The sequence below is a fragment of the Apolloniradiicaulis salifontis genome, from assembly GCF_053756655.1.
In genome coordinates, this window is sequence record NZ_CM132387.1 from 1,346,486 (window position 1) to 1,365,890 (window position 19,405).

Genomic DNA, 19,405 nt, shown 5'->3' on the forward strand with positions numbered 1-19,405 from the left:
GTCGCCCCCTCGATGCTGCATCGCGAAAATTCTCTCGTCCATTGAACCGAATCCCGCGTGCGGCGCACCTTACTTGTGAACCATGGGAGAGGCCGGTGGCCAAGCGTGATCTGAACCGAGCTCTGGACGCCTATCTGGTCGCCGCTGCGCGCGCCGGAGACACGCGGGCCGAGCGTGACCTGGTGGCGCGGTTTCAGCCGCGCCTCATGGGCCATGCCTGGCGGCTCACCTCAGACGCCCAGATGGCCCAGGACGCGGTGCAGGAGGCCTGGCTGAGGATTGCGCGCAGCCTGCCGCGCCTGCGCGACGAGGCGGCGTTTCCCGCCTTCGCCTTCCAGATCGTCACGCGCTGCTGCGCCCAGGCGATCGGGCGGGCGCGGCGTGATCGTGATCTGAGTGCGGCGGCCGCCGCCGAGCCGGAGTCGGCGCCGCATGACGATCCCGAGCGCGACGCCGATCTCGCCAAGGTGCGCGCCGCCATCGCGTCGCTGCCGGGCGATCAGCGCGCCGCGATCGCGCTCTATCACTTTGAAGGTTTGAGCGTGGCGGAGACCGCCGCCGCGCTCGATGTCCCGGCGGGGACGATCAAGACCCGCCTCATGCACGCGCGGCGCAAGCTGCGCGCGATGCTCACAGGAGGAGCAGATGACCAATGATCTCGACCGCATGATCGACCGGGCGCTGGAAGAAGAGCGCACCGCGCCGGAGAGCGTGTTCGGCCGCGAGCCGGGCTTTTTTGAAGTCGGCCTGTCCTTGTTCAAGGGGCCGCGCGGCTGGATGAGCCTTATGACGATGGCCGTGCAGATCGGCTTGTTTGCAGGCGGGGTGTGGATGGCCTGGTTGTTCTTCCAGGCGAACGATCCTCTGCTCGCACTGAAGACCGGGCTTCCTGCGGCGGTGCTGCTGGTGATGGCGCTGGTGGTGAAGACGTCGCTGACCCCCTTCATGGCGGAAAACCGGCTGATGCTGGAGCTGCGCCGGCTGGAGCTCAGGGTCGAGCGGCTGCGCAGCGAGCTTGGCCGGGAGGACGCCTGATGGCCCCCATCGCCGCCGCATTCGCCTGGCTGTGCCTTGTGGGCGCGCTTGCCGACGCGGCGGCGCTGGGTCATCTCGCATTGAGCGGGGCGGGCTTCACCGTCTCGCTGGGCGCCTATCTGGGAAGCGGGCCAGACCTGCTCGCCGGAATCGCCGCGGTGCTGGACGCAGTGCTGCCCGGGCCCCTCTGGCGGGCGGTTCAGGATCTGCCGGCGGGCGTGTTCTTCACTGCAAGGCTGCTGACGCTGTTTGCGTTGGCCATGGCGGGGTTCGCGCTGGCGCGGGCTAGTCGAACTCGCGCGGCTGGTAGTTGAGCTCCAGATCGGAGAATTTGGTGCGTTCTGGATCGAACGCCACCTTCACCGAGCCGATGGGGCCGTGGCGCTGCTTGCCGATGATCACGTCGGCCTGGTTTCTGATCTCGCGCATCTCGTCTTCCCATTTGAGATGCTCTTCGGTGCCTTCTTTCGGCTCCAGGCGCTCCAGATAATAGCTTTCGCGATACACGAACATGACCACGTCGGCGTCCTGCTCGATGGAGCCGGATTCGCGCAAATCGGAGAGCTGGGGCTTCTTGTCGTCCCGGTTCTCCACCTGACGCGACAGCTGGGACAGGGCGATGACGGGAACGTTGAGCTCCTTGGCCAGGGATTTCAGCGCCTGGGTGATCTCGGAGATTTCCTGCACCCTGCTGTCGGTCTTGCCCGAGCCGGTGAGGAGTTGAAGATAGTCCACCACCACCATGTCGAGCCCGCGCTGGCGCTTTAGGCGCCGCGCGCGCGCCGTCATGGCGCCGATGGAGAGACCGCCGGTGTCGTCGATGTAAAGCGGGATCGTGTTGATCTCGGACACCGCGTCGCGAATGTCCTCAAACTGGGCCGCGTCGATCTTGCCCTGGCGGATATGGTAGCTGGAAATCCCCGAATAATCGGCGATCAGACGCGTGGCGAGCTGCTCCTGGCTCATCTCCAGCGAGAAGAATGCGACGATTCCGCCGTCGGTGGTCTTGCGGTGTCCGTCCGAGCTTTCCTCGGCCTTGTAGGCCTGGGCCACCGAGAACGCGATGTTTGTGGCGAGCGATGTCTTACCCATGGACGGGCGGCCGGCCAGGATGATCAGGTCGGAGCGGTGCATGCCGCCCAGCTTGGCGTCCAGGCTTTTAAGCCCTGAGGAAATTCCCGACAGTCCGCCGCCGCGCTGATAGGCGGCCGAGGCCATGGCGATGGATTCCTCCAGCGCCTCATGGAAGGGCCGCAGCGTCTTCTGCGTGCCGCCGGTTTCGGCAAGGGCGAAAAGCGAGCGCTCGGCTTCCTCCAGCACGCTGGTGGCGGGGACCGAATCCACAGACCCGATGGCGTTGTGGCTGACCTCTTCGCCAAAGCGGATCAACTCGCGGCGCAGGGCGAGATCATAGATCAGCCGGCCATATTCGGGCGCTGACGCGGGCTCGGGCGCCTCGCGCATCAGATCGGCGAGGTAAACCGGCCCGCCGATCTCGGCCATGCCGGGATCGCGCTCGAACTTACTCTTCAGCACCACCGCGTCGGCCAGCGATCCGCCGATGATCAGCTGGCTCGCCGTTTCATAGATCCGCGCATGCAGCGGATCGTAGAAATGGTCGGGTTTCAGCCAGTCGCCGACGCGCTGATACACCTCGTTGTCGAACAACAAGGCGCCCAGCAGCGCCTGCTCGGCCTCGATATTGTGGGGCGGGGCGAAGGGCTCGGACGCCGGGATGTGTCCCGGCTCGTGGAGAGGATCAGCGGTCATAGTGCTCCAATAGCGAAGCCTTCACGCATATTGCAGTCTTGATCTTTTCAGCGGCGGATTCGCGGATTTCCACAGCGCGCTGTGGACAAGCCCGAAACCTGCGGCGCGCCCGGCGCCTAGACCCAGATCGTACCACGCCGCCTCAGCTTCGCGTGTGCGACGCGCTGTGGATAACCCGTCAGCGTGAAATTTTGATCATCATGCGGTGATTCTCCATCGCCACGCCGTTTGGGCGGACCGTCTGTGTCTCGACCAGCGTCCAGCCGCGCTTTTCGAAGAAGCGCCGGGCGATATGGCTCGCCTGCACCGTCAGGGTGGCGAGGCCGCGGGCGCGGGCATGCTGCAGGATCGCGTCGTAGAGCGCACCGGCCAGCCCGTCGCCTTTGCGGTCGGGGCGCACATAGGCGAAATCGATCTCTCCGGCCCCGGTGAGGGTGAAGACGCCTGAAAGCCCGGCTGCATCCTCCGCCGCCAGTATGATCTGGCCGGACAGTCGCTTCGCCATGCCCGCGGCGCTCCTGGGCGCGGGCGACCAGGCGGCCAGCTGATCCGGGGTGTAAGCGCCTGCCGCACCCTCGTGCACCGCGGCGTGGATCAGGGCGGCCAGGCCCGCCATATCGCCGCAATGGGCGAGGCGGATCGTATCGCTTGTGCGCATCACGGTGATCTCCAACGAAAACGGGCGGCCCCGTGAGGGACCGCCCGTGATCTTCATCGCGATGACAAGGAGACGCCTACGCGTTTTCCTCATCCTCGGCGGCTTCGCCTTCGTACTCGCCGTTGGCGAGTTCGTCCGGCTCGGCGCCGTCTTCAAAGAGGGCCGCGGCCTGGGCTTCGGCCAGAGCGCGGTCTTCGTCGGCGGCGGAACGGATCACGTCCTCGCCCTTGGCCTGACGCTCGGCTTCCTCTTCAGTGCGCGCCACATTGATGGTGACGATCACGTCCACGTCCGGGTGCAGGACAAGGCGAACCTCGTGCAGGCCCAGCGTCTTGATGGCCGTATTCAGGTCCACCATGCCGCGGGTGATGGTCAGCGCCTCGGTGGTGGTCACGTCCGCGATGTCGCGCGTGGACACCGAGCCGTAGAGCTGACCGCTCTCGGAGGCCTGACGGATCAGCACGAATTTCGCGCCGTCCAGGTGAGAGCCTTCTTCGCGGGCCTTTTCGGCGCGCTCGGCGTTGAGCTTTTCAAGCGCTTCGCGCTCGCGCTCGAACCGGGCCATATTGGCCTCGGTCGCCCGAAGGGCCTTGTTTTGCGGCAGGAGGAAGTTGCGGGCGAAGCCCGGCTTCACGTCCACCACGTCGCCGATGGCGCCGAGCTTGTCGACGCGTTCGATGAGAACGACTTGCATTGGACTTCCTCCTTAATCGACCGAATAGGGCAGCAAAGCAAGAACGCGCGCACGCTTGATGGCGCGGGCCAGCTCACGCTGCTTCTTGGCCGAAACGGCGGTGATGCGCGAGGGCACGATCTTGCCGCGCTCGGACATGTAGCGCTGAAGAAGCTTCACGTCCTTGTAATCGATCTTCGGCGCGTTTTCGCCTGAGAACGGGCACACCTTGCGGCGGCGCTGGAACGCGCGGCGGGCGGGGATGTTGGAAATCTGATCAGCCATGATGAACGCCTCCTAGCGCCGGTCGCCGCGGTCGCCGCGATCACCACGATCGCCGCGGTCACGGTCGCCGCGGTCGGGACGATCGCCACGCTCGGGGCGCCCGTCACGGTCGCGGCGCTTGCGGTCGTCGCCCTTGCGCAGCACGGCGCTGGGCTCTTCGGTGAGCTCGTCGACCTTGACGGTCATGTAACGCATGACGTCGTCGGCGTATTTCTGCTTGTAGTCGAGCGCGTCAAGGACGTCGTTGCCGGCTTCCATGTCGAGATAGCCGTAATGACCCTTGCGGTTCTTGTTCATGCGGTAGGCCAGGGTGCGAAGACCCCAGTATTCGGTCTTGTTGACCTTGCCGCCTTTTTCCTCGACGAGGGCTTTGAGCTCCTCGAGCGTGGTCTCCACCTGCGCCGGCGATGCGTCCGGCCGCGAGATGAACACGTGTTCGTACTTGTTCATAGACTTTCGTCCCTTCTTCTGGGCTGCGGCGCGGGAGGGCCGAAGGGCCGGACCATCCGCGTCGGTTCCCCTGAACCTGCACCCTTCGTCATTGAGGGATGCATGACGGTCAGGGGACCGCAGCCGGTGAGCGGCGGGTCATACGCGAAACAGGGTGAGGGGGCAAGCGGGTCATCGTTGGTCCCGCATTTCAAACCAAGATCAAGGGCGCGACCGTAATTCAGACCAAGACCAAGGGCGCGACCGTAATTAATTCTTCTTCGCCTGCGAAAGATCGTATTTCAAAGCGTCGGCATGCCTGTAAGCTTTGATCCTTTCCGCTTCCCATTCATTCTCGTCTTGAGTTTTTGCGGCATGTTCAAGCCGGTCTACGTATCCAGGAAGCCTAGAGTAGAATTTTACAAGAGAATTAGGCAGATAACCCTCAAACCATATGAGCTGGCTTGAGTACGATTCAAATAGTATTTTGTTACGGGCAACGTCGCCCAACCGCTTCAGAGGCGCTTCGAAGTCCGTAAGGAGCGCACCTTCTAAAAACCCGCTTCCTAGGCGCTGCTGACGCGGGCGCAAATCGACGTCCAGCATTTCAGCAATTTGCTCGACCTCTTCTGATAACATCACTCGAAGGCGTTCGCGCTGAGCGTCGTGATCCCGCCGCTCAAATGCTCTCTCAATGAGTTTCACACACACTGAGGCGATTAGCGTGAGCGCCGCACCCGTGACGATTAAAGCTAAATCTCGCGCAAGTTCTTCAGGCATACGGGAAGCTTGCCACTGCGCCACCCGCCCGGTCTATCCCCGCGCTCAACAAATAAGTTCCAAGGGAGGCGCGTTCCATGGCGCTTGCGTCCGCCTTGCCCGATCAGGCGGCCAGGCCGTGGGCAGGGGCGGCGCGCTCCGTCATCGTTTCAACGCTGCTCGTGAGGTCTCCGAGAAGGCCGACGTGAGGCACGCCAACGGCGCGCCGGGCAAGCGGGCCGGGTGTGTCAGGGGTTGTCTGAGAGGAGGCGGATACACGCCGCCTTCAGTGCGGGCAATTCGCGCGTCACGACCAGCGACAGGGTCTCGATATCGATTTGATCATATCCATGCCGAAGCACGTTTCCGATTCCTCTCACGCCGCGCCAGTCGATCTCGGGCGCCTGGCTTTCGGCGCCGGCGCCAAGCTTCACCGCCGCCTCGGAAATGATGAGCAAGCGACGTTCGAGCGCGTCGCGAAATATCGAGCCCGGCGCCAACGCCTCTTCCAGCCCGCCTGCAGCACTGATGATTGTGTCGATCCGTTCGACCGAGAAGACGATATCGCGCAACCGGCTTTCGGGCTGTCTAGAAGGCACGCACGCCATCCGTTTCGATCGCATGGGCCAGCTCGGCGTTGCGGACCGGGTATTTCACCACGTCCACCTGCACGTCGAACTGATCGCCGATAAGGCCCGCAGCCCCGAGGATTGCAAGCGGATCCTGGCCGGTTGAGAACTCGACAGCGACATCAATGTCGGAGGCCGCTTTCGCCTCGCCGCGGGCCACCGAGCCGAACACGCGGATCCCCGACACGCCATAGCGTTCGCTTAGCTCGGGCTGAGCCGACCTTAACACGGCGATGACTTGCTCAAGGTTCATAGACTGACGTTTAGCACGCCTGATCCAATGGATGCGAGCCCCGCCTTGCCAGCGCGCCCCCGCGCGGTTTATCCCGCCTTCAAAGACCACACAGAAATTTTCAGGGAGGCGCGTTAATGGCGCTTGCATTCACCTTTCCCGGCCAGGGCAGTCAGTCCGTGGGCATGGGCGGTCCGCTGAGCCAGCAATTCTCGGTGGCGCGCGACGTGTTCGACGAGGTCGACGCCGCGCTCGATCAGAAGCTCTTCAAGCTGATGCAGGATGGCCCCATCGAGGAGCTGACGCTCACCGAGAACGCCCAGCCGGCGATCATGGCGGTGTCGGTGGCCGCCATGCGGGTGCTGAAGCAAGAGTTCGGTGTGGACGTGACGGCGGCGAAATTCGTGGCCGGTCATAGCCTGGGCGAATACTCGGCCCTGTGCGCGGCTGGCGCGCTGTCGCTCACCGAGGCGGCGCAGCTGTTGAAGCTGCGCGGCCGGTCCATGCAGGCCGCCGTGCCGTCCGGGCAGGGCGCCATGGCTGCATTGCTGGGTGCGGACATGGAGACCGCCGCCAAGGCGGTGGACGCCGGGTCGGCCCATGGCGTCGTGACCATCGCCAACGATAATGCGCCGGGCCAGATCGTCATCTCCGGCGCCAAGTCCGCCGTTGAAGCGACGCTGGAGGCGGCCAAGGCCGGCGGCGTGAAGAAGGCGATCATGCTGTCGGTCTCCGCGCCCTTCCACTGCCCGCTGATGCTGCCGGCCGCCGATGTCATGAAAGAAGCGCTGGGCGAGGCCGACATAACGGATCCCCTCGTGCCGGTGGTCACCAATGTCTCAGCGGCTGCCGTGTCCGACGCGGCGACCATCCGCGATCAACTGGTGGAGCAGGTCACCGGCAAGGTGCGCTGGCGCGAGAGCGTCGACTATATGCACGCCCAAGGGGTCGACCGGTTCGCCGAGGCGGGAGCGAAAGTGCTGACACCCATGATCAAGCGTCATATCAAGGAGGCGGAGGGGATCGCGCTGGTGACTGCGGACGATCTCGAAAGCTTCGCGAATTCGTTGAAGGGATAAATCCACATGTTCGACCTGACCGGCAAGAAAGCCCTCGTCACCGGCGCCACCGGCGGGCTGGGCTCCGAAATCGCCCGCAAGCTCCATGCGGCGGGCGCCAGCGTCGCCCTGTCGGGCACGCGCGAAGAGAAGCTGAAGGCCCTCGCCGATGAGCTGGGCGAGCGGGTGGAGATCTGCCCGGCGAACCTGGCTGACTCCGATTCGGTGGACGCCCTGCCAAAACAGGCCAGCGAAGCGCTGGGCGGGCTGGACATCCTGATCTCCAACGCCGGCGTGACTCGCGATCAGCTCCTCATGCGCATGAAGGATGAGGACTGGGATTTGGTCATCAAGGTCAATCTTGAGGCCCATTACCGGCTGTCAAAGGCGTGCCTGCGTCCCATGATGAAAGCGCGCTTCGGGCGCATCATCGGCATCACCTCGGTGGTGGGCGTGACCGGCAACGCCGGCCAGACCAATTACGCCGCCTCCAAGGCCGGCATGATCGGCTTCACCAAGGCGCTGGCCCAGGAAGTCGCGTCGCGCGGCGTGACGGCCAATTGCGTGGCGCCGGGCTTCATCGAATCGCCCATGACCGATGCGCTCACCGAGGACCAGAAAAAGCTGATTCTCGGTACGATTCCGGCCGGCAAGCTGGGGACGGGCGCAGACATCGCCAACGCCTGCCTGTATCTCGCCAGCGAGGAGGCGGGGTACGTCACCGGCCAGACCTTGCACGTCAATGGCGGGATGGCGATGATCTAGACGAGCGCGGCGTGATGAACGCGCCGTCTTGCCAGACCTCTACCTGCTGGCGTAGGTGAGATGGGCGTGTTATCAGCCCGCACGATCCGGCAGGGAGCCTTGCTGCCTGTTATTGCATAAGAAAGATGCGGAAAGCCGAAAAGAGCCGACCGCCGAGACATTGGAAAAAGGGTCCGACATGTCCGACGTTTTTGATCGCGTTAAGAAGATCGTTGTCGAGCACCTCGACGTTGAAGAAGACAAGGTCATCGAGAAGGCCTCGTTCATCGACGATCTCGGCGCCGACTCCCTCGACAATGTCGAGCTTGTGATGGCGTTTGAAGAAGAGTTCGACATCGAAATTCCCGACGACGCCGCCGAGCACATCCAGACGGTCGGCGACGCGGTGAAATTCATCTCCGAGAAGCAAGCCTAAGGCTCGGCACGCATGACCAAGCGCCGCGTCGTCGTCACCGGGCTGGGGCTTGTGTCCCCGCTCGGTTGCGGAACCGAACTTGTCTGGCGCCGGCTTCTGGCTGGCCAGTCGGGTCTCGCCCGGATCGAGCATTTTGATGTGAGCGATCTGGCGAGCCATGTCGCGGGCATCATTCCGCGCGTGGACGGCCGCAATGGCGGCGGCGAAGGCGTGGAGGGATCCTTTGATCCCGAAGCGGTCATGCCGGCGCGCGACCGCAAGCGGATCGACGAGTTCATCCTCTACGCGATCGCGGCCGCCGACGAGGCGCTGAAATCTTCCGGCTGGGCGGCCAAGGACGAGGACGCGCTGGAGCGCGCCGGCGTTCTTGTGGGCTCCGGCATTGGCGGACTGCAGACCATCTACGATGCGTCGGTGACCCTGCACGAGCGGGGGCCGCGCAAGCTGTCTCCCTTCGTGATCCCGGCCATGCTGATCAATCTGGCTTCCGGCCAGATCTCGATCCGCCATGGCCTTAAAGGGCCCAACCATTCGGTCGTCACCGCCTGCTCCACCGGCGCCCACGCCATCGGCGATGCGGCCCGGCTGATCGCCTATGGCGATGCGGACATGATGGTGGCCGGCGGCGCCGAAGCTGCGGTCACCCGGCTGGGTTATGGCGGATTCGGCGCGGCGCGCGCCCTGTCCACCGACTTTAATGACAATCCCAAAGCCGCATCGCGGCCCTGGGACAAGGACCGCGACGGCTTCGTCATGGGCGAGGGCGCCGGCGTCGTCGTCCTGGAAGAATACGAGGCCGCCAAGGCGCGCGGCGCGACGATCTACGCCGAAGTCGCAGGCTACGGCATGTCCGGCGACGCCTATCACATCACCGCCCCGGCCGATGACGGCGACGGCGGTTTTCGCGCCATGACCGCCGCGCTGAAAAGCGCTGGGCTCACCCCGGCCGACATTGATTATGTGAACGCCCACGGCACCTCCACGCCCAAGGGCGACGAGATTGAGCTGCGCGCGGTGGAGCGCCTGTTCGGCGATGCCGCGGACGGCCTGGTGATGAGTTCCACCAAGAGCGCAGTGGGCCATCTTCTGGGCGCGGCCGGCGCGGTGGAGGCGATCTTCTCCATCCTGGCCATGCGCGACGGGATTTGCCCGCCGACGCTGAATCTGGACAACCCGTCCGTGGAGACGAAAATCAATCTCGCCCCGCACAAGGCGGTGGAGAAACGAGTCGACGCTGCGCTGTCCAACTCGTTCGGCTTTGGCGGCACCAACGCCTCGGTCGTCTTCAAGCGCGTCGACTAGCGCCAGGGAGCCTCCGCGATGGACGGCGACTCCAAACCTTCCAAACAGAAGAAATCCGGCGTGCTGGGCCGTATTTTCGTCTGGCTCGCCGGAACGCTGATCGCGCTGGCGCTCATCGCCGGCCTGATGGCGTGGGGCGGCTGGACCTGGCTGAACGCGCAGTTTGACGCCTCCGGCCCCGTGGGTGCGGAAGAAACGGTGCAGCTGCCGCGCGGCTCCGGCCTCATCGCCATCGCAAATCAGCTGGAGCGCGAGGGTCTGATCTCCGATGCGCGCATCTTCCGCCTGATGGTGACGATCGACGGCGGCGACCGCGATCTCAAGGCCGGAGAATTCGCCATTCCCGAAGGCGCCTCAATGGCGCAGATCTATGAGATCCTGCGTGACGGCGACACGATCCAGTATCCGGTGACGGTCGCCGAAGGGCTCACCAGCGCCATGATCGTGCGCATTCTTGAAGCCTCGCCGGTGCTCATCGGAGAGATCGACGCGGTTCCGGCCGAAGGATCGCTGTTACCGGAGACCTATATGGTGGATCGCGGAACGAGCCGCCAGGCCGTGCTGGACCGCATGGCGGCTGCTCAGGCCGCTCTGCTGGAGGCGCTCTGGCCCCAGCGCGCCGACGACCTGCCTTTCGAGACGCCGCAGGAGGCGATAACGATCGCGTCCATCGTGGAAAAGGAGACCGGCGTGGCCGCCGAGCGCCCGCTGGTGGCCGCCGTGTTTGTAAACCGCCTGCGCCGGGGCATGATGCTGCAATCTGATCCCACCATCATCTACGGGATCAGCCAGGGCGAGCCGCTGGGCCGCGGGATTTTCCGCTCCGAGCTGGATAACGCCTCAAACCCCTACAACACATACCATTTCACAGGCCTGACCCCGACGCCCATCGCCAATCCGGGCGCGGCGTCGATTCGCGCCGTGCTCAATCCACCCGATAGCGACTATCTGTTCTTCGTGGCCGACGGCACGGGCGGGCACGCCTTTTCCGAGACCTATGCCGAGCATAATCGCAATGTCGCTGACTGGCGCCGGATCGAGCGTCAACGCCGGGCGGGCAATTGATGGCCGCGCCGCTGTCGGGGATGACCGGGTTCGGCCGCGCCGACCGGTCAGGTGGTTTCGGCCGCATCGAGGTCGAGGCGCGCAGCGTTAACGGCAAGGGGCTGGATGTCCGCCTGCGCCTGGGCCCCGGGCTTGAAGCCATCGAGCCGGCCTTGCGCGACATGATCAAGGCGCGTTTTTCGCGCGGCTCTGTGAATGTCAGCGTCAGCTATGCGGCGCCCGACGGCGCGGCGGGCGTCGTCATCGACCATGACAGGCTGAAAGCCTACGCCGAGGCGGCCAAGCGCCTGTCCGAGGCCGGGCTGGCGGCTCCGGCGAGCGCCGGCGAGCTCTTGTTGCTGAAGGGCGTGATCGCGTCCGAAGACGCCGAAGCCCTGGTGGAGCCGGAAGTCCTCGCCGGCGCCGCCCTTGAGGCCGCGGGTGAGGCGTTGGGCGGGCTGCAAAACGCGCGCGAGGCCGAAGGCGCCGCGCTTGCAGAAGTGCTGGAAGAGCATGTCGCGGAGATTGAATCCCTGCGCGAGGAGGCCGCCGCCAGCGCCGCCGCGCTGCCGCAAGCGATCCGCGACCGGGTGAAGGCGAAGTTTGACGAGCTTCTGCCCGGCGGTCTTGATCCTGACCGCCTCGCCCAGGAAGCCGCGGCCATCGCGCTGAAGGCCGATGTCCGCGAGGAGCTCGACCGGCTTAAAGCCCATATCGACACCGCCCGCGGCCTTCTGGCCGGCGGATCCCCGTGCGGGCGCAAGCTCGACTTTCTCTCCCAGGAATTCAACCGGGAGGCCAACACGCTCTGCTCCAAGGCGGCCGACCCTGCGCTCACGCGCGCCGGTCTCGCCATGAAAGCGGCCGTCGACCGGCTGCGAGAGCAGGTCCAGAACGTGGAATAGTCATGAGCGAACACCTCTCCGGTCCTGTCTTTCGCGGTCAGCGCCGCGGGCTCATGCTGGTGCTCTCCAGCCCGTCCGGCGCCGGCAAGACCACGCTGTCTAAGCGCCTGATCGCGCAGAATCCCGACCTCGTGCTTTCGGTTTCGGCCACCACGCGAAAGCCCCGGCCCGGCGAGACGGACGGCGAGGACTATTTCTTCCTCAATGAGGACGATTTCCTGGCGAAGGCCGGGAAAGACGAATTCTACGAGTGGGCGAAGGTGTTCGACCACCATTACGGCACCCCGAAAGCCCCGGTGGAGGAAGCCCTCGACGAGGGGCGCGACGTGGTGTTCGACATTGACTGGCAGGGCGCGCGCGCCCTGGCGAACAGCGCGCCGGAAGACGTGGTGCGCGTGTTCATCCTGCCGCCCTCGGTGAAGCTCCTGCGCGAGCGCCTCAAAAAGCGCGCCCAGGACACCGACGAGATCATCGACGGGCGCATGAAGCGGGCAAAATCCGAGATCGCGCACTGGGCCGAGTACGATTATGTGGTGATCAACGATGATTTTTCGCGCGCGCTGGAAAAGCTCACCGAAATCCTCCACGCCGAACGCCTCAAACGCTCCCGCCATCCCTGGATTGAGGGCTTCGTGGAAGCCCTGATGGAGGAATAGGACGCGGCTGGTTTTTGCCGGCTCGACACCGCGCTCCCCAGTGCTACGCTGGAAAAAAAGCGGGAGTTCTGGGAGACGCCGCCGTGAACCATTATCTAATTTGGGCCGCACTGGGCGCGATTCTGCTCGCCGGCTGCGAAGCGCAGCCGGAAGCCATGTCTGAAGCGCCGTCGGCGGCGGCGCCGGCCGCGTCGTCTGAAGCGGCGGCTCAAGCGGCTCTGGCTGAGGCGGCCGTCTACACCCCCGAACTCGGCCATTCAGCGGAGGTGTTTTTCAACACCACCTCGTTCAGCCTCGCCGGCGGCGCCGGTTATGCGTTCTCCAGCGCGGACGGCGATCTTCTGATTTCGTCGGATGAAACCGGGGTGTTCAACGCCTATGCGCTGGATCCCGAGACCGGCGCGCGTGAGGCGCTCACCACATCAAGCGCTGACGCCACGTTTGCGCTGAGCTGGTTTCCCGACGGGGAGCGCATCCTGGTCACCGCCGACGCGGGCGGCGATGAGCTCAACCACGTCTATGTGCGCGAAGCGGACGGGACGCTCACCGATCTGACGCCCGGCGACGCGGTCAAGGCGAGCTTTCTCGGCTGGCCGGCGGACGGGTCGGAAATCTGGATCGCCACCAATGAGCGCGATGGCGGGGCTTTCGACGTCTACGCCTACGACCCGGTGAGCTATGAGCGGCGCATGGTGTTTGAAAACACCAACGCGCTGGAACTCGCCGCGATCAGCCCGGACGGGCGCTGGGCCGCGCTGGTGCGCCCGCGCACGTCGGCCGACAGCGACATCCTGCTGGCCGACCTCACAGTCCCCGGCGCCGAGCCTATGCTGATCTCCGAGCATGAGGGCAATATCGCTTACGGCGTCTATGGTTTCACCGCCGACAGCGAGACTCTGGTCTACGCCACCAACGAATTTGGTGAATGGAATCAGGCCTGGACCTACGAGCTGGAGACCGGCGCTGAAGCGGCGCTGATCGAAGCGGACTGGGACGTCTCCTACGTGTCCTACTCGCCGTCCGGGCGCTATCAGGTGAGCGCGATCAACGCCGACGGCTTCACCGACGTGACGGTCCTCGACACCCGAGAGGGGCGCGAGATCGAACTTCCGGGCAGCGTTCCCGCCGGTGATCTCGCCTCGGTGCAGTTCAACGCGGATGAGAGCGAGATAGCGTTCCTCGTAACATCCTCCACTGCGCCGGCGAACGTGCATTGGGTGGACATCGCGTCCGGCGAGCACCGCCAGCTTACGGAAGCGCTGAACCCGGAGCTTGATCCGCGCGATCTGGTCGAAGCCGAGATCGTGCGCTTTGAAAGCTTTGACGGCCTCACTGTGCCGGGCATCCTGTACCGGCCCCATAACGCCAGCGCGGACACCCCGGTCCCGGCGCTTGTCTGGGTCCATGGCGGGCCGGGGGGCCAGAGCCGGGCCGGCTATTCGGCCGCGATCCAGCATCTGGTGAATAACGGCTACGCCGTCTACGCGGCCAATAACCGGGGCTCGTCGGGCTACGGCAAGACCTTCTTCCATCTGGATGATCGTCGCCATGGCGAGGAGGATCTGCGCGACGTCGTGGCCGCCGGCGACTATCTGCGCGAGCTGGACTGGGTGAAGGACGACGCCGTGGGCGTCATCGGCGGCTCTTATGGCGGTTATATCACCGCCGCCGCGCTCACCTTCCACCCGGAGGCCTTTGATCTTGGAATCAATATCTTCGGCGTGACCAACTGGGTGCGCACGCTGGAATCGATCCCGCCCTGGTGGGAATCTTTCCGCGAAGCGCTTTATGACGAGATGGGCGATCCGGCCACGGACGCGGAGCGTCACCGGGCCATTTCGCCGCTCTTCCACGCCGACAGAATCGTGCGGCCCATGCTGGTGGTGCAGGGCGCCAATGATCCGCGCGTGCTGCAGGTGGAGAGCGACGAGCTCGTCGCCGCGGCCCGCGAGAACGGCGCGACGGTGGAGTACGTGCTTTTCCCCGATGAAGGTCACGGCTTCCGCCGGCGGGAGAACCGGATCACGGCGTCGAACGCCTATCTGGACTTCCTCGAGACCCATATGGGCGACCGGGGCTAGGCGGTGAGATCGGGCGGCAAAGCGTTCCGCTTCGCCGCCCGGATCGCTCCGGCGTCTTCCATGCGCAGCGCATCGCCAAGCGGAACGAAACCGGCGCAGGCGCGTCAGGATCGCGGGGCTGCACCGCGCCTCGCGACTGGGCGACCCTGATGCTGTTCCGGCTGAAATTTTACATCAAGAAGACCATAAGCTCGCTCTGGTTCCGCCCGGCGGCCTATGCGTGCCTGGCGCTGCTGGTGCTGGGCGCGCCGCCCCTGATCCAGCCGCTCGTTCCGTGGGAGTGGGCCGACTTCATCTCGGCGAAGACAAACGAGACGGTGCTCAGCATCCTGGCGTCGAGCCTGCTTGCCGTGGCGATCTTCTCCCTGTCGGCCATGGTCTCGGCCCTGCGCGCGGCATCGGACGCCGCCACGCCCCGCGCCCGCCCGCTCCTGGTGGGAGACGCCGCGGCGCAGAATGCGATCTCCACTTTCATCGGTGCGTTTCTGTTCAGCCTTCTGGGCGTGGTCGGAACGCTTCTGGACGTGTTCAGCCCCACCGGCCGCGTTCTTTTGTTCGTGGTGACGCTGGTGCTTGTCTTCATCGTCGTGGCGACGCTCATCCGCTGGCTGCAGCGTCTGTCCAATCTGGGCGATGTCATGGAGGCGATCCGCAGGGTGGAGGTGGAGACCGCCAAGGCGCTGGCCTGCATTGCTCCGCCGCGGGCCGCGTCATCGCCGGATGCACCGGAGTTTGAAAGCGGCGCGGCGGTGTTCGCCGAACAGCCCGGCTATGTCCAGGCGATCGACGTGGAGGCGATGAACGAGATTTGCGAGCGCAGGGGCCTTCGCCTCCGCATCTCTGCGCCCAACGGTGATTTCGCCGACGCTCACGCCCCGCTGGTCCGGCTCGACACCGTGGTGGACGAGGATGCGGCTGCAGAGATCCGCGCGGCGTTCACGCTGGGCGACCAGCGCCTGTTCGACGGCGATGCGCGGCTTGGCTTGATTGTCCTGTCGGAGATCGCGTCAAAAGCGCTTTCGCCCGGCGTCAACGACCCGGGCACCGCGATCGGCGCCGCGCGGGCGGCGCAGCGCGTTCTGGACCGCTGGGGGCGCAGGGAGGGGGCAGATGAGGACAGAGAGTCTCGCGTCATCCAACCGCCCTTGAGCCCGCAGGAGGCGCTCTCGTGCGCGTTCGCCGCCGTCGCCTTTGACGGCGCCAATCGCCCGGAGATCGCGTCGACGCTGCTGAGCATTTACGCCGGATTACGCGATGCGCGCCCAAGCGTGTTCGCCGGGCCGGCGCACGACATGGCGGCCGACCTGGCGGCGCGCGCCGAAACGGCGTTGTCTCACAAGGTCGATATCGAGCATTTCCGCGCCAAGGCGCGGCGGCTGAATTTCACGCCGGCGATTCGCGAGACCTAGAGCCTTTTCAGCGAAAGTGGGCACCGGTTTCGCGGTTCGAAAAGGCGTTAAATCAAAGACCTAGAGCGATATTGGTCGATCAGAATCGACCAATATCGCTCTAGTCCTCAGCCCGGACCCCTGGCTGCGCGCCAGGCCGTCGCCAGCCTGAAGAAGCCCTCCGGCGGGATGGTTTCGGCACGGGCGCCGCCATCAATGCCGGCGGTGTCCAGAAGGGCTTCGGATTTTACCCCGCACTTGCCGGCCGCCACACCCAGCGATTTGCGCAAGGTCTTGCGGCGCTGGCCGAACGCGCTCTCGGTGACCGCTGAAAGCGCGATGAGGTCAGCGAATTTCTCGGCCTCGGGCAGGGGTTCCAGCACCACCACCGCGCTGTCCACCTTGGGCGGCGGCGTGAAGGCGCGCGCAGGAAGCGTGAACGCATAGCGCGCCGACGCAACGGCGGCGGTGAGAATTGCAAGGCGGCCATAGGCGTCATCGCCGGCGCGCGCCACGACGCGCTCAGCCACTTCCTTCTGGAACATCAGCACCAGGCGCGACCACCAGACCGGCTTGGCCTCCAGCCATTTGATCAGGAGGGCGGTGCCCACATTATAGGGCAGGTTGGAGGCGAGCATCCGGGTTTTAAAGCGCGTCTCGATGCTGCGTTCGTCGACCTTCAGCGCATCGGCCTCGACCAGGGAGAGGCGATCCTGCGACGCTGCGCGGATCTCTTCCAGCGCGGGCAGGAAGCGGGCGTCTTTCTCGATCGCGATCACCTCGCCCGCGCCCTGCGCCAGCAGCGCGCGGGTGAGGCCGCCGGGGCCGGGTCCCACCTCGAAGACGCTCGTCTCACTCAAATCGCCGCACAACCGCGCAATCTTTGCGGTGACGTTCAGATCCAGAAGGTAATGCTGACCGAAGCGCTTGTCCGCCGCCAGACCGTGGCTGGCGATCACGTCTCGAAGAGGCGGCAGCGCATCGATGCTCATGCGGCGGCCCCAGCGGTGGTCGCCGCCCGGTTCTTCGCCATATCGGCGGCCAGGCGCAGCGCCGCGATCAGGCTGTCGGGGCGGGCCACGCCCTTGCCGGCGATGTCGAAGGCGGTGCCGTGATCGGGCGAGGTGCGCACAATGGGAAGGCCAAGCGTAATATTCACCCCGCCGTGAAAATCCAGCGTCTTCACCGGGATCAGCCCCTGATCGTGATACAGGCAGATCGCCGCGTCATAGCCTGCGCGCGCCTCGGCATGAAACATCGTGTCGGGGGGCAGGGGGCCGGTGACGTCGATCCCGGCCTGGCGCAGGCGCTCCACGGCGGGCGCCACGATCTGGATCTCCTCGCCGCCCAGCGCGCCGTTCTCGCCCGCATGGGGGTTCAGGCCGGCGACGGCGAGGCGCGGGTGAGAAATCCCGAAATCGCGCCGCAGCGCCTCGGCCGTCACCCGTCCGGTATGAACGATTCCCTCGACGTTCAGATTTTCGATCGCGGATTTCAGCGCAATATGAATGCTCACCAGCGCGGTGCGAAGCCCGCCGCCGGCCAGCATCATGACGGGGCCGCGCGCCCCCTCCATGGCGGTTTTGTCGGTAAGATGGGCGAGATATTCAGTGTGGCCGGGAAATGCGAAGCCTTCGTCATAGAGGCGCGATTTGGATATCGGACAGGTCACCACGCCGCCCGCCTCGCCCGACAGCGCAGCCGCCACAGCCATGTCGATGGAGGCGAGGGCGGCGCCGGGCGCAGTAACGCTGGACCCAAGGGCGATAACCGGCAGGGCGTCCTGAAACACGCGCGCAGCTTCAGAGAAACCGGCGACGGGTTCCGGGCGCGGCAGATCAAGAAGGTTTGCGGCGGCCTGAAGCCGGCCGGGGTCGGCGGTGATGGCAAACCGGATATCGCCGTCGCGAAGTGCGGCCCAGGCCTTCAGGGCGATTTCCGGCCCTATCCCGTCCGGATCGCCAAGCGTCAGCGCGAGGGCGGGAGCGGTCCTGGCTTGGCTCACCGGATATCGATGGTGGCTTCGCGGCGCAGATCCCGCAGCCAGCGCCGCGCCAGCAGCGAAAGCTGCTGACCGATGAGCTGCTGCTCGATCTCGTCGACGGAGGGCACGCCCGGCCCGCCGATCGTGCGCGAACACAGGATGAAGACCTGCAGACCCACCTGACCGTCGATCACGGGGGTGGCCTCGCCCGGCTCAAGCGGTGAGAGCGCGTCGCGGATGTTCTGCACCAGGGCGTTGGCGCCCAGCGTACCCAGCGGCGTGACGATGGCGCCGTCGATGTCGCCGAACGCCGCCTCGGCGTTATCGCATCCGGATACACGCTCGGCTGCGCGGCGCATTGCGGCGCGGTTCTGCTCGGTGACGCGCGAGCCGGGAATGGTGATCTGGGTCAGGCCCAGCTGTTCGACAGCCTGCCCTTCGCGCTTTTCCACGACCGCCAGGATCTGGAAGCCGCCGGGGACGCGGATCGGGTTGGTGATGGAGCCGGGGGGCACTTGCTGTACGATGCCGAGCACGTCCTCGGAGAGCGCCGACGCCGGGACCCAGCCCAGAAAGCCGCCGCTCGACGCACTGGGCGCATCAGAGAACTGGCTGGCGATATTGGGGAAGGGCGTGCCTTCTCCCATCATTTGGTAGAGCGACTGGACCTGCTGGATCGCAGCCTCTTCACCGCCTTCATTGGGGCGGATCTCCACGAGAATCTCGGCCAGACGGTATTGTTCCTGCGACGCGGCGGCGGCTTCGCGCTGAAGGGTGGTGTTGATCTGGGTATCGGAAATGCGGATGCGCGAGCGATAGCGCCCGGACACCAGGATCTGCCAGGCGATTTCCGCGCGCATCTGATGGCGTAGGGTTTCGATGGATATTCCGCTGGCGGCGAGATCGCTGGTGATTTCCTCCACCGTCGCTCCGTTGCGCGCGGCCAGGTCGGCTATGGCCTCGTCGACCTCGGACTCCTCCACCGTGAGATCGAACTCGCGGGCCTGCTGCAGCTGAAGGGTTTCCTCGACCAGGCCGCGAATGGCCTGCTCCTGGATCCGGCCGAGCGTTTCCTCGTCGGGCTGTATCCCGGCGGAGGAAATGATCAGGCGCATGCGGTTGCGCACGTCCAGCGTGGTGATGGGCTCGTCATTGACCACGGCGGCGATGCCTTCGACCTGCTGAGCCGGGGCGGCCGGCGCAACGAGAAGCGAAATGCTCGCGGCCAGAAAGATCAGCGCGTGTCGAAGGGCCATGGGGACTCTTATGTCTCTGATGCTTGCCGAAAGATACCCATCAAGCGCGTCGACGCAACGATGGAGCGCCGCGCGGACGCA

At 65.4% G+C, this 19,405-nt stretch carries 23 protein-coding genes; 12 read left to right on the top strand and 11 right to left on the bottom strand.

Features of this window, described 5'->3' with window-relative positions; translation table 11 throughout:
- Positions 1–95 precede the first annotated feature (95 nt).
- Genes ACWCOP_RS06535 through ACWCOP_RS06545 form a run of 3 tightly spaced genes read left to right on the top strand, consistent with a single transcriptional unit; the run spans position 96 to position 1,349 of the window.
- Complete coding sequence (locus tag ACWCOP_RS06535) at positions 96–656, top strand: RNA polymerase sigma factor (RefSeq protein ID WP_478250421.1); 561 nt, start codon at positions 96–98, stop codon at positions 654–656.
- A complete protein-coding gene (locus ACWCOP_RS06540) occupies positions 646–1,035 on the top strand; it encodes a DUF6768 family protein (protein WP_478250422.1) in 390 nt (129 codons plus the stop codon). The genes ACWCOP_RS06535 and ACWCOP_RS06540 overlap by 11 nt, the downstream gene beginning before the upstream one ends.
- Entirely contained in the window at positions 1,035–1,349 is a 315-nt protein-coding gene (locus tag ACWCOP_RS06545) for a hypothetical protein (RefSeq protein WP_478250423.1), read from the top strand. Before ACWCOP_RS06540 ends, ACWCOP_RS06545 begins: the two co-directional genes overlap by 1 nt.
- Here the strand turns inward: ACWCOP_RS06545 and ACWCOP_RS06550 are convergent.
- The 8 genes from ACWCOP_RS06550 to ACWCOP_RS06585 all read right to left on the bottom strand — a co-directional run bounded on the left by ACWCOP_RS06550 (position 1,321) and on the right by ACWCOP_RS06585 (position 6,491).
- Positions 1,321–2,805, bottom strand: coding sequence for a replicative DNA helicase (locus ACWCOP_RS06550; RefSeq protein ID WP_478250424.1), 1,485 nt, complete (start codon positions 2,803–2,805; stop codon positions 1,321–1,323). The two genes, ACWCOP_RS06545 and ACWCOP_RS06550, sit on opposite strands and share 29 nt — an antisense overlap.
- A gap of 178 nt (positions 2,806–2,983) precedes the next feature.
- Positions 2,984–3,463, bottom strand: coding sequence for a GNAT family N-acetyltransferase (locus ACWCOP_RS06555; RefSeq protein WP_478250659.1), 480 nt, complete (start codon positions 3,461–3,463; stop codon positions 2,984–2,986).
- Between the two features lie 76 nt (positions 3,464–3,539).
- Entirely contained in the window at positions 3,540–4,157 is a 618-nt protein-coding gene (gene rplI, locus ACWCOP_RS06560) for a 50S ribosomal protein L9 (protein WP_478250425.1), read from the bottom strand.
- A 12-nt stretch (positions 4,158–4,169) separates the two neighbouring features.
- Positions 4,170–4,421, bottom strand: coding sequence for a 30S ribosomal protein S18 (gene rpsR, locus ACWCOP_RS06565; RefSeq protein ID WP_478250426.1), 252 nt, complete (start codon positions 4,419–4,421; stop codon positions 4,170–4,172).
- Between the two features lie 12 nt (positions 4,422–4,433).
- Entirely contained in the window at positions 4,434–4,871 is a 438-nt protein-coding gene (gene rpsF / locus ACWCOP_RS06570) for a 30S ribosomal protein S6 (RefSeq protein ID WP_478250427.1), read from the bottom strand.
- A gap of 249 nt (positions 4,872–5,120) precedes the next feature.
- Entirely contained in the window at positions 5,121–5,630 is a 510-nt protein-coding gene (locus ACWCOP_RS06575; RefSeq protein ID WP_478250428.1) for a hypothetical protein, read from the bottom strand.
- 227 nt (positions 5,631–5,857) lie between these two features.
- Entirely contained in the window at positions 5,858–6,181 is a 324-nt protein-coding gene (locus tag ACWCOP_RS06580) for a HepT-like ribonuclease domain-containing protein (protein ID WP_478250429.1), read from the bottom strand.
- Between the two features lie 16 nt (positions 6,182–6,197).
- On the bottom strand, positions 6,198–6,491 hold the full coding sequence (locus ACWCOP_RS06585; protein ID WP_478250430.1) for a nucleotidyltransferase family protein: 294 nt from the start codon (positions 6,489–6,491) through the stop codon (positions 6,198–6,200).
- A 116-nt stretch (positions 6,492–6,607) separates the two neighbouring features.
- On the opposite strand from ACWCOP_RS06585, the gene fabD reads away from it, so the two are divergent.
- The 9 genes from fabD (at position 6,608) to ACWCOP_RS06630 (ending at position 16,105) form a co-directional block, all read left to right on the top strand.
- The gene (gene fabD / locus ACWCOP_RS06590) at positions 6,608–7,549 is read left to right on the top strand and encodes an ACP S-malonyltransferase (RefSeq protein ID WP_478250431.1); all 942 of its coding nucleotides are present in this window, start codon (positions 6,608–6,610) and stop codon (positions 7,547–7,549) included.
- A gap of 6 nt (positions 7,550–7,555) precedes the next feature.
- A complete protein-coding gene (fabG, locus tag ACWCOP_RS06595) occupies positions 7,556–8,293 on the top strand; it encodes a 3-oxoacyl-[acyl-carrier-protein] reductase (RefSeq protein ID WP_478250432.1) in 738 nt (245 codons plus the stop codon).
- 178 nt (positions 8,294–8,471) lie between these two features.
- Positions 8,472–8,708 carry an acyl carrier protein gene (locus ACWCOP_RS06600; protein WP_478250433.1) on the top strand — a complete coding sequence of 79 codons (237 nt, stop codon included), beginning with the start codon at positions 8,472–8,474 and terminating at the stop codon, positions 8,706–8,708.
- Positions 8,709–8,720: 12 nt separating this feature from the next.
- The gene (gene fabF, locus ACWCOP_RS06605; RefSeq protein ID WP_478250434.1) at positions 8,721–10,010 is read left to right on the top strand and encodes a beta-ketoacyl-ACP synthase II; all 1,290 of its coding nucleotides are present in this window, start codon (positions 8,721–8,723) and stop codon (positions 10,008–10,010) included.
- Between the two features lie 18 nt (positions 10,011–10,028).
- Positions 10,029–11,075: an endolytic transglycosylase MltG gene (mltG, locus tag ACWCOP_RS06610; protein WP_478250435.1), complete on the top strand. Its 1,047-nt coding sequence runs from the start codon at positions 10,029–10,031 to the stop codon at positions 11,073–11,075.
- Positions 11,075–11,959: a YicC/YloC family endoribonuclease gene (locus ACWCOP_RS06615; RefSeq protein WP_478250436.1), complete on the top strand. Its 885-nt coding sequence runs from the start codon at positions 11,075–11,077 to the stop codon at positions 11,957–11,959. Before mltG ends, ACWCOP_RS06615 begins: the two co-directional genes overlap by 1 nt.
- 2 nt (positions 11,960–11,961) lie before the next feature.
- A complete protein-coding gene (gene gmk, locus ACWCOP_RS06620) occupies positions 11,962–12,615 on the top strand; it encodes a guanylate kinase (protein ID WP_478250437.1) in 654 nt (217 codons plus the stop codon).
- A 155-nt stretch (positions 12,616–12,770) separates the two neighbouring features.
- Positions 12,771–14,696, top strand: a complete 1,926-nt coding sequence (locus ACWCOP_RS06625; protein ID WP_478250660.1) for a S9 family peptidase — start codon at positions 12,771–12,773, stop codon at positions 14,694–14,696.
- Between the two features lie 149 nt (positions 14,697–14,845).
- Positions 14,846–16,105, top strand: a complete 1,260-nt coding sequence (locus ACWCOP_RS06630) for a DUF2254 domain-containing protein (RefSeq protein WP_478250438.1) — start codon at positions 14,846–14,848, stop codon at positions 16,103–16,105.
- A gap of 107 nt (positions 16,106–16,212) precedes the next feature.
- Here ACWCOP_RS06630 and rsmA read toward each other — a convergent pair whose 3' ends face one another.
- Genes rsmA through ACWCOP_RS06645 form a run of 3 tightly spaced genes read right to left on the bottom strand, consistent with a single transcriptional unit; the run spans position 16,213 to position 19,324 of the window.
- Positions 16,213–17,076, bottom strand: a complete 864-nt coding sequence (gene rsmA, locus ACWCOP_RS06635) for a 16S rRNA (adenine(1518)-N(6)/adenine(1519)-N(6))-dimethyltransferase RsmA (protein WP_478250439.1) — start codon at positions 17,074–17,076, stop codon at positions 16,213–16,215.
- Positions 17,073–18,089 (bottom strand): 4-hydroxythreonine-4-phosphate dehydrogenase PdxA, encoded by a 1,017-nt coding sequence (pdxA, locus tag ACWCOP_RS06640; protein WP_478250440.1) that lies wholly within the window; start codon positions 18,087–18,089, stop codon positions 17,073–17,075. The genes rsmA and pdxA overlap by 4 nt, the downstream gene beginning before the upstream one ends.
- Positions 18,086–19,324: a peptidylprolyl isomerase gene (locus tag ACWCOP_RS06645; RefSeq protein WP_478250441.1), complete on the bottom strand. Its 1,239-nt coding sequence runs from the start codon at positions 19,322–19,324 to the stop codon at positions 18,086–18,088. The genes pdxA and ACWCOP_RS06645 overlap by 4 nt, the downstream gene beginning before the upstream one ends.
- Positions 19,325–19,405: the final 81 nt, after the last annotated feature.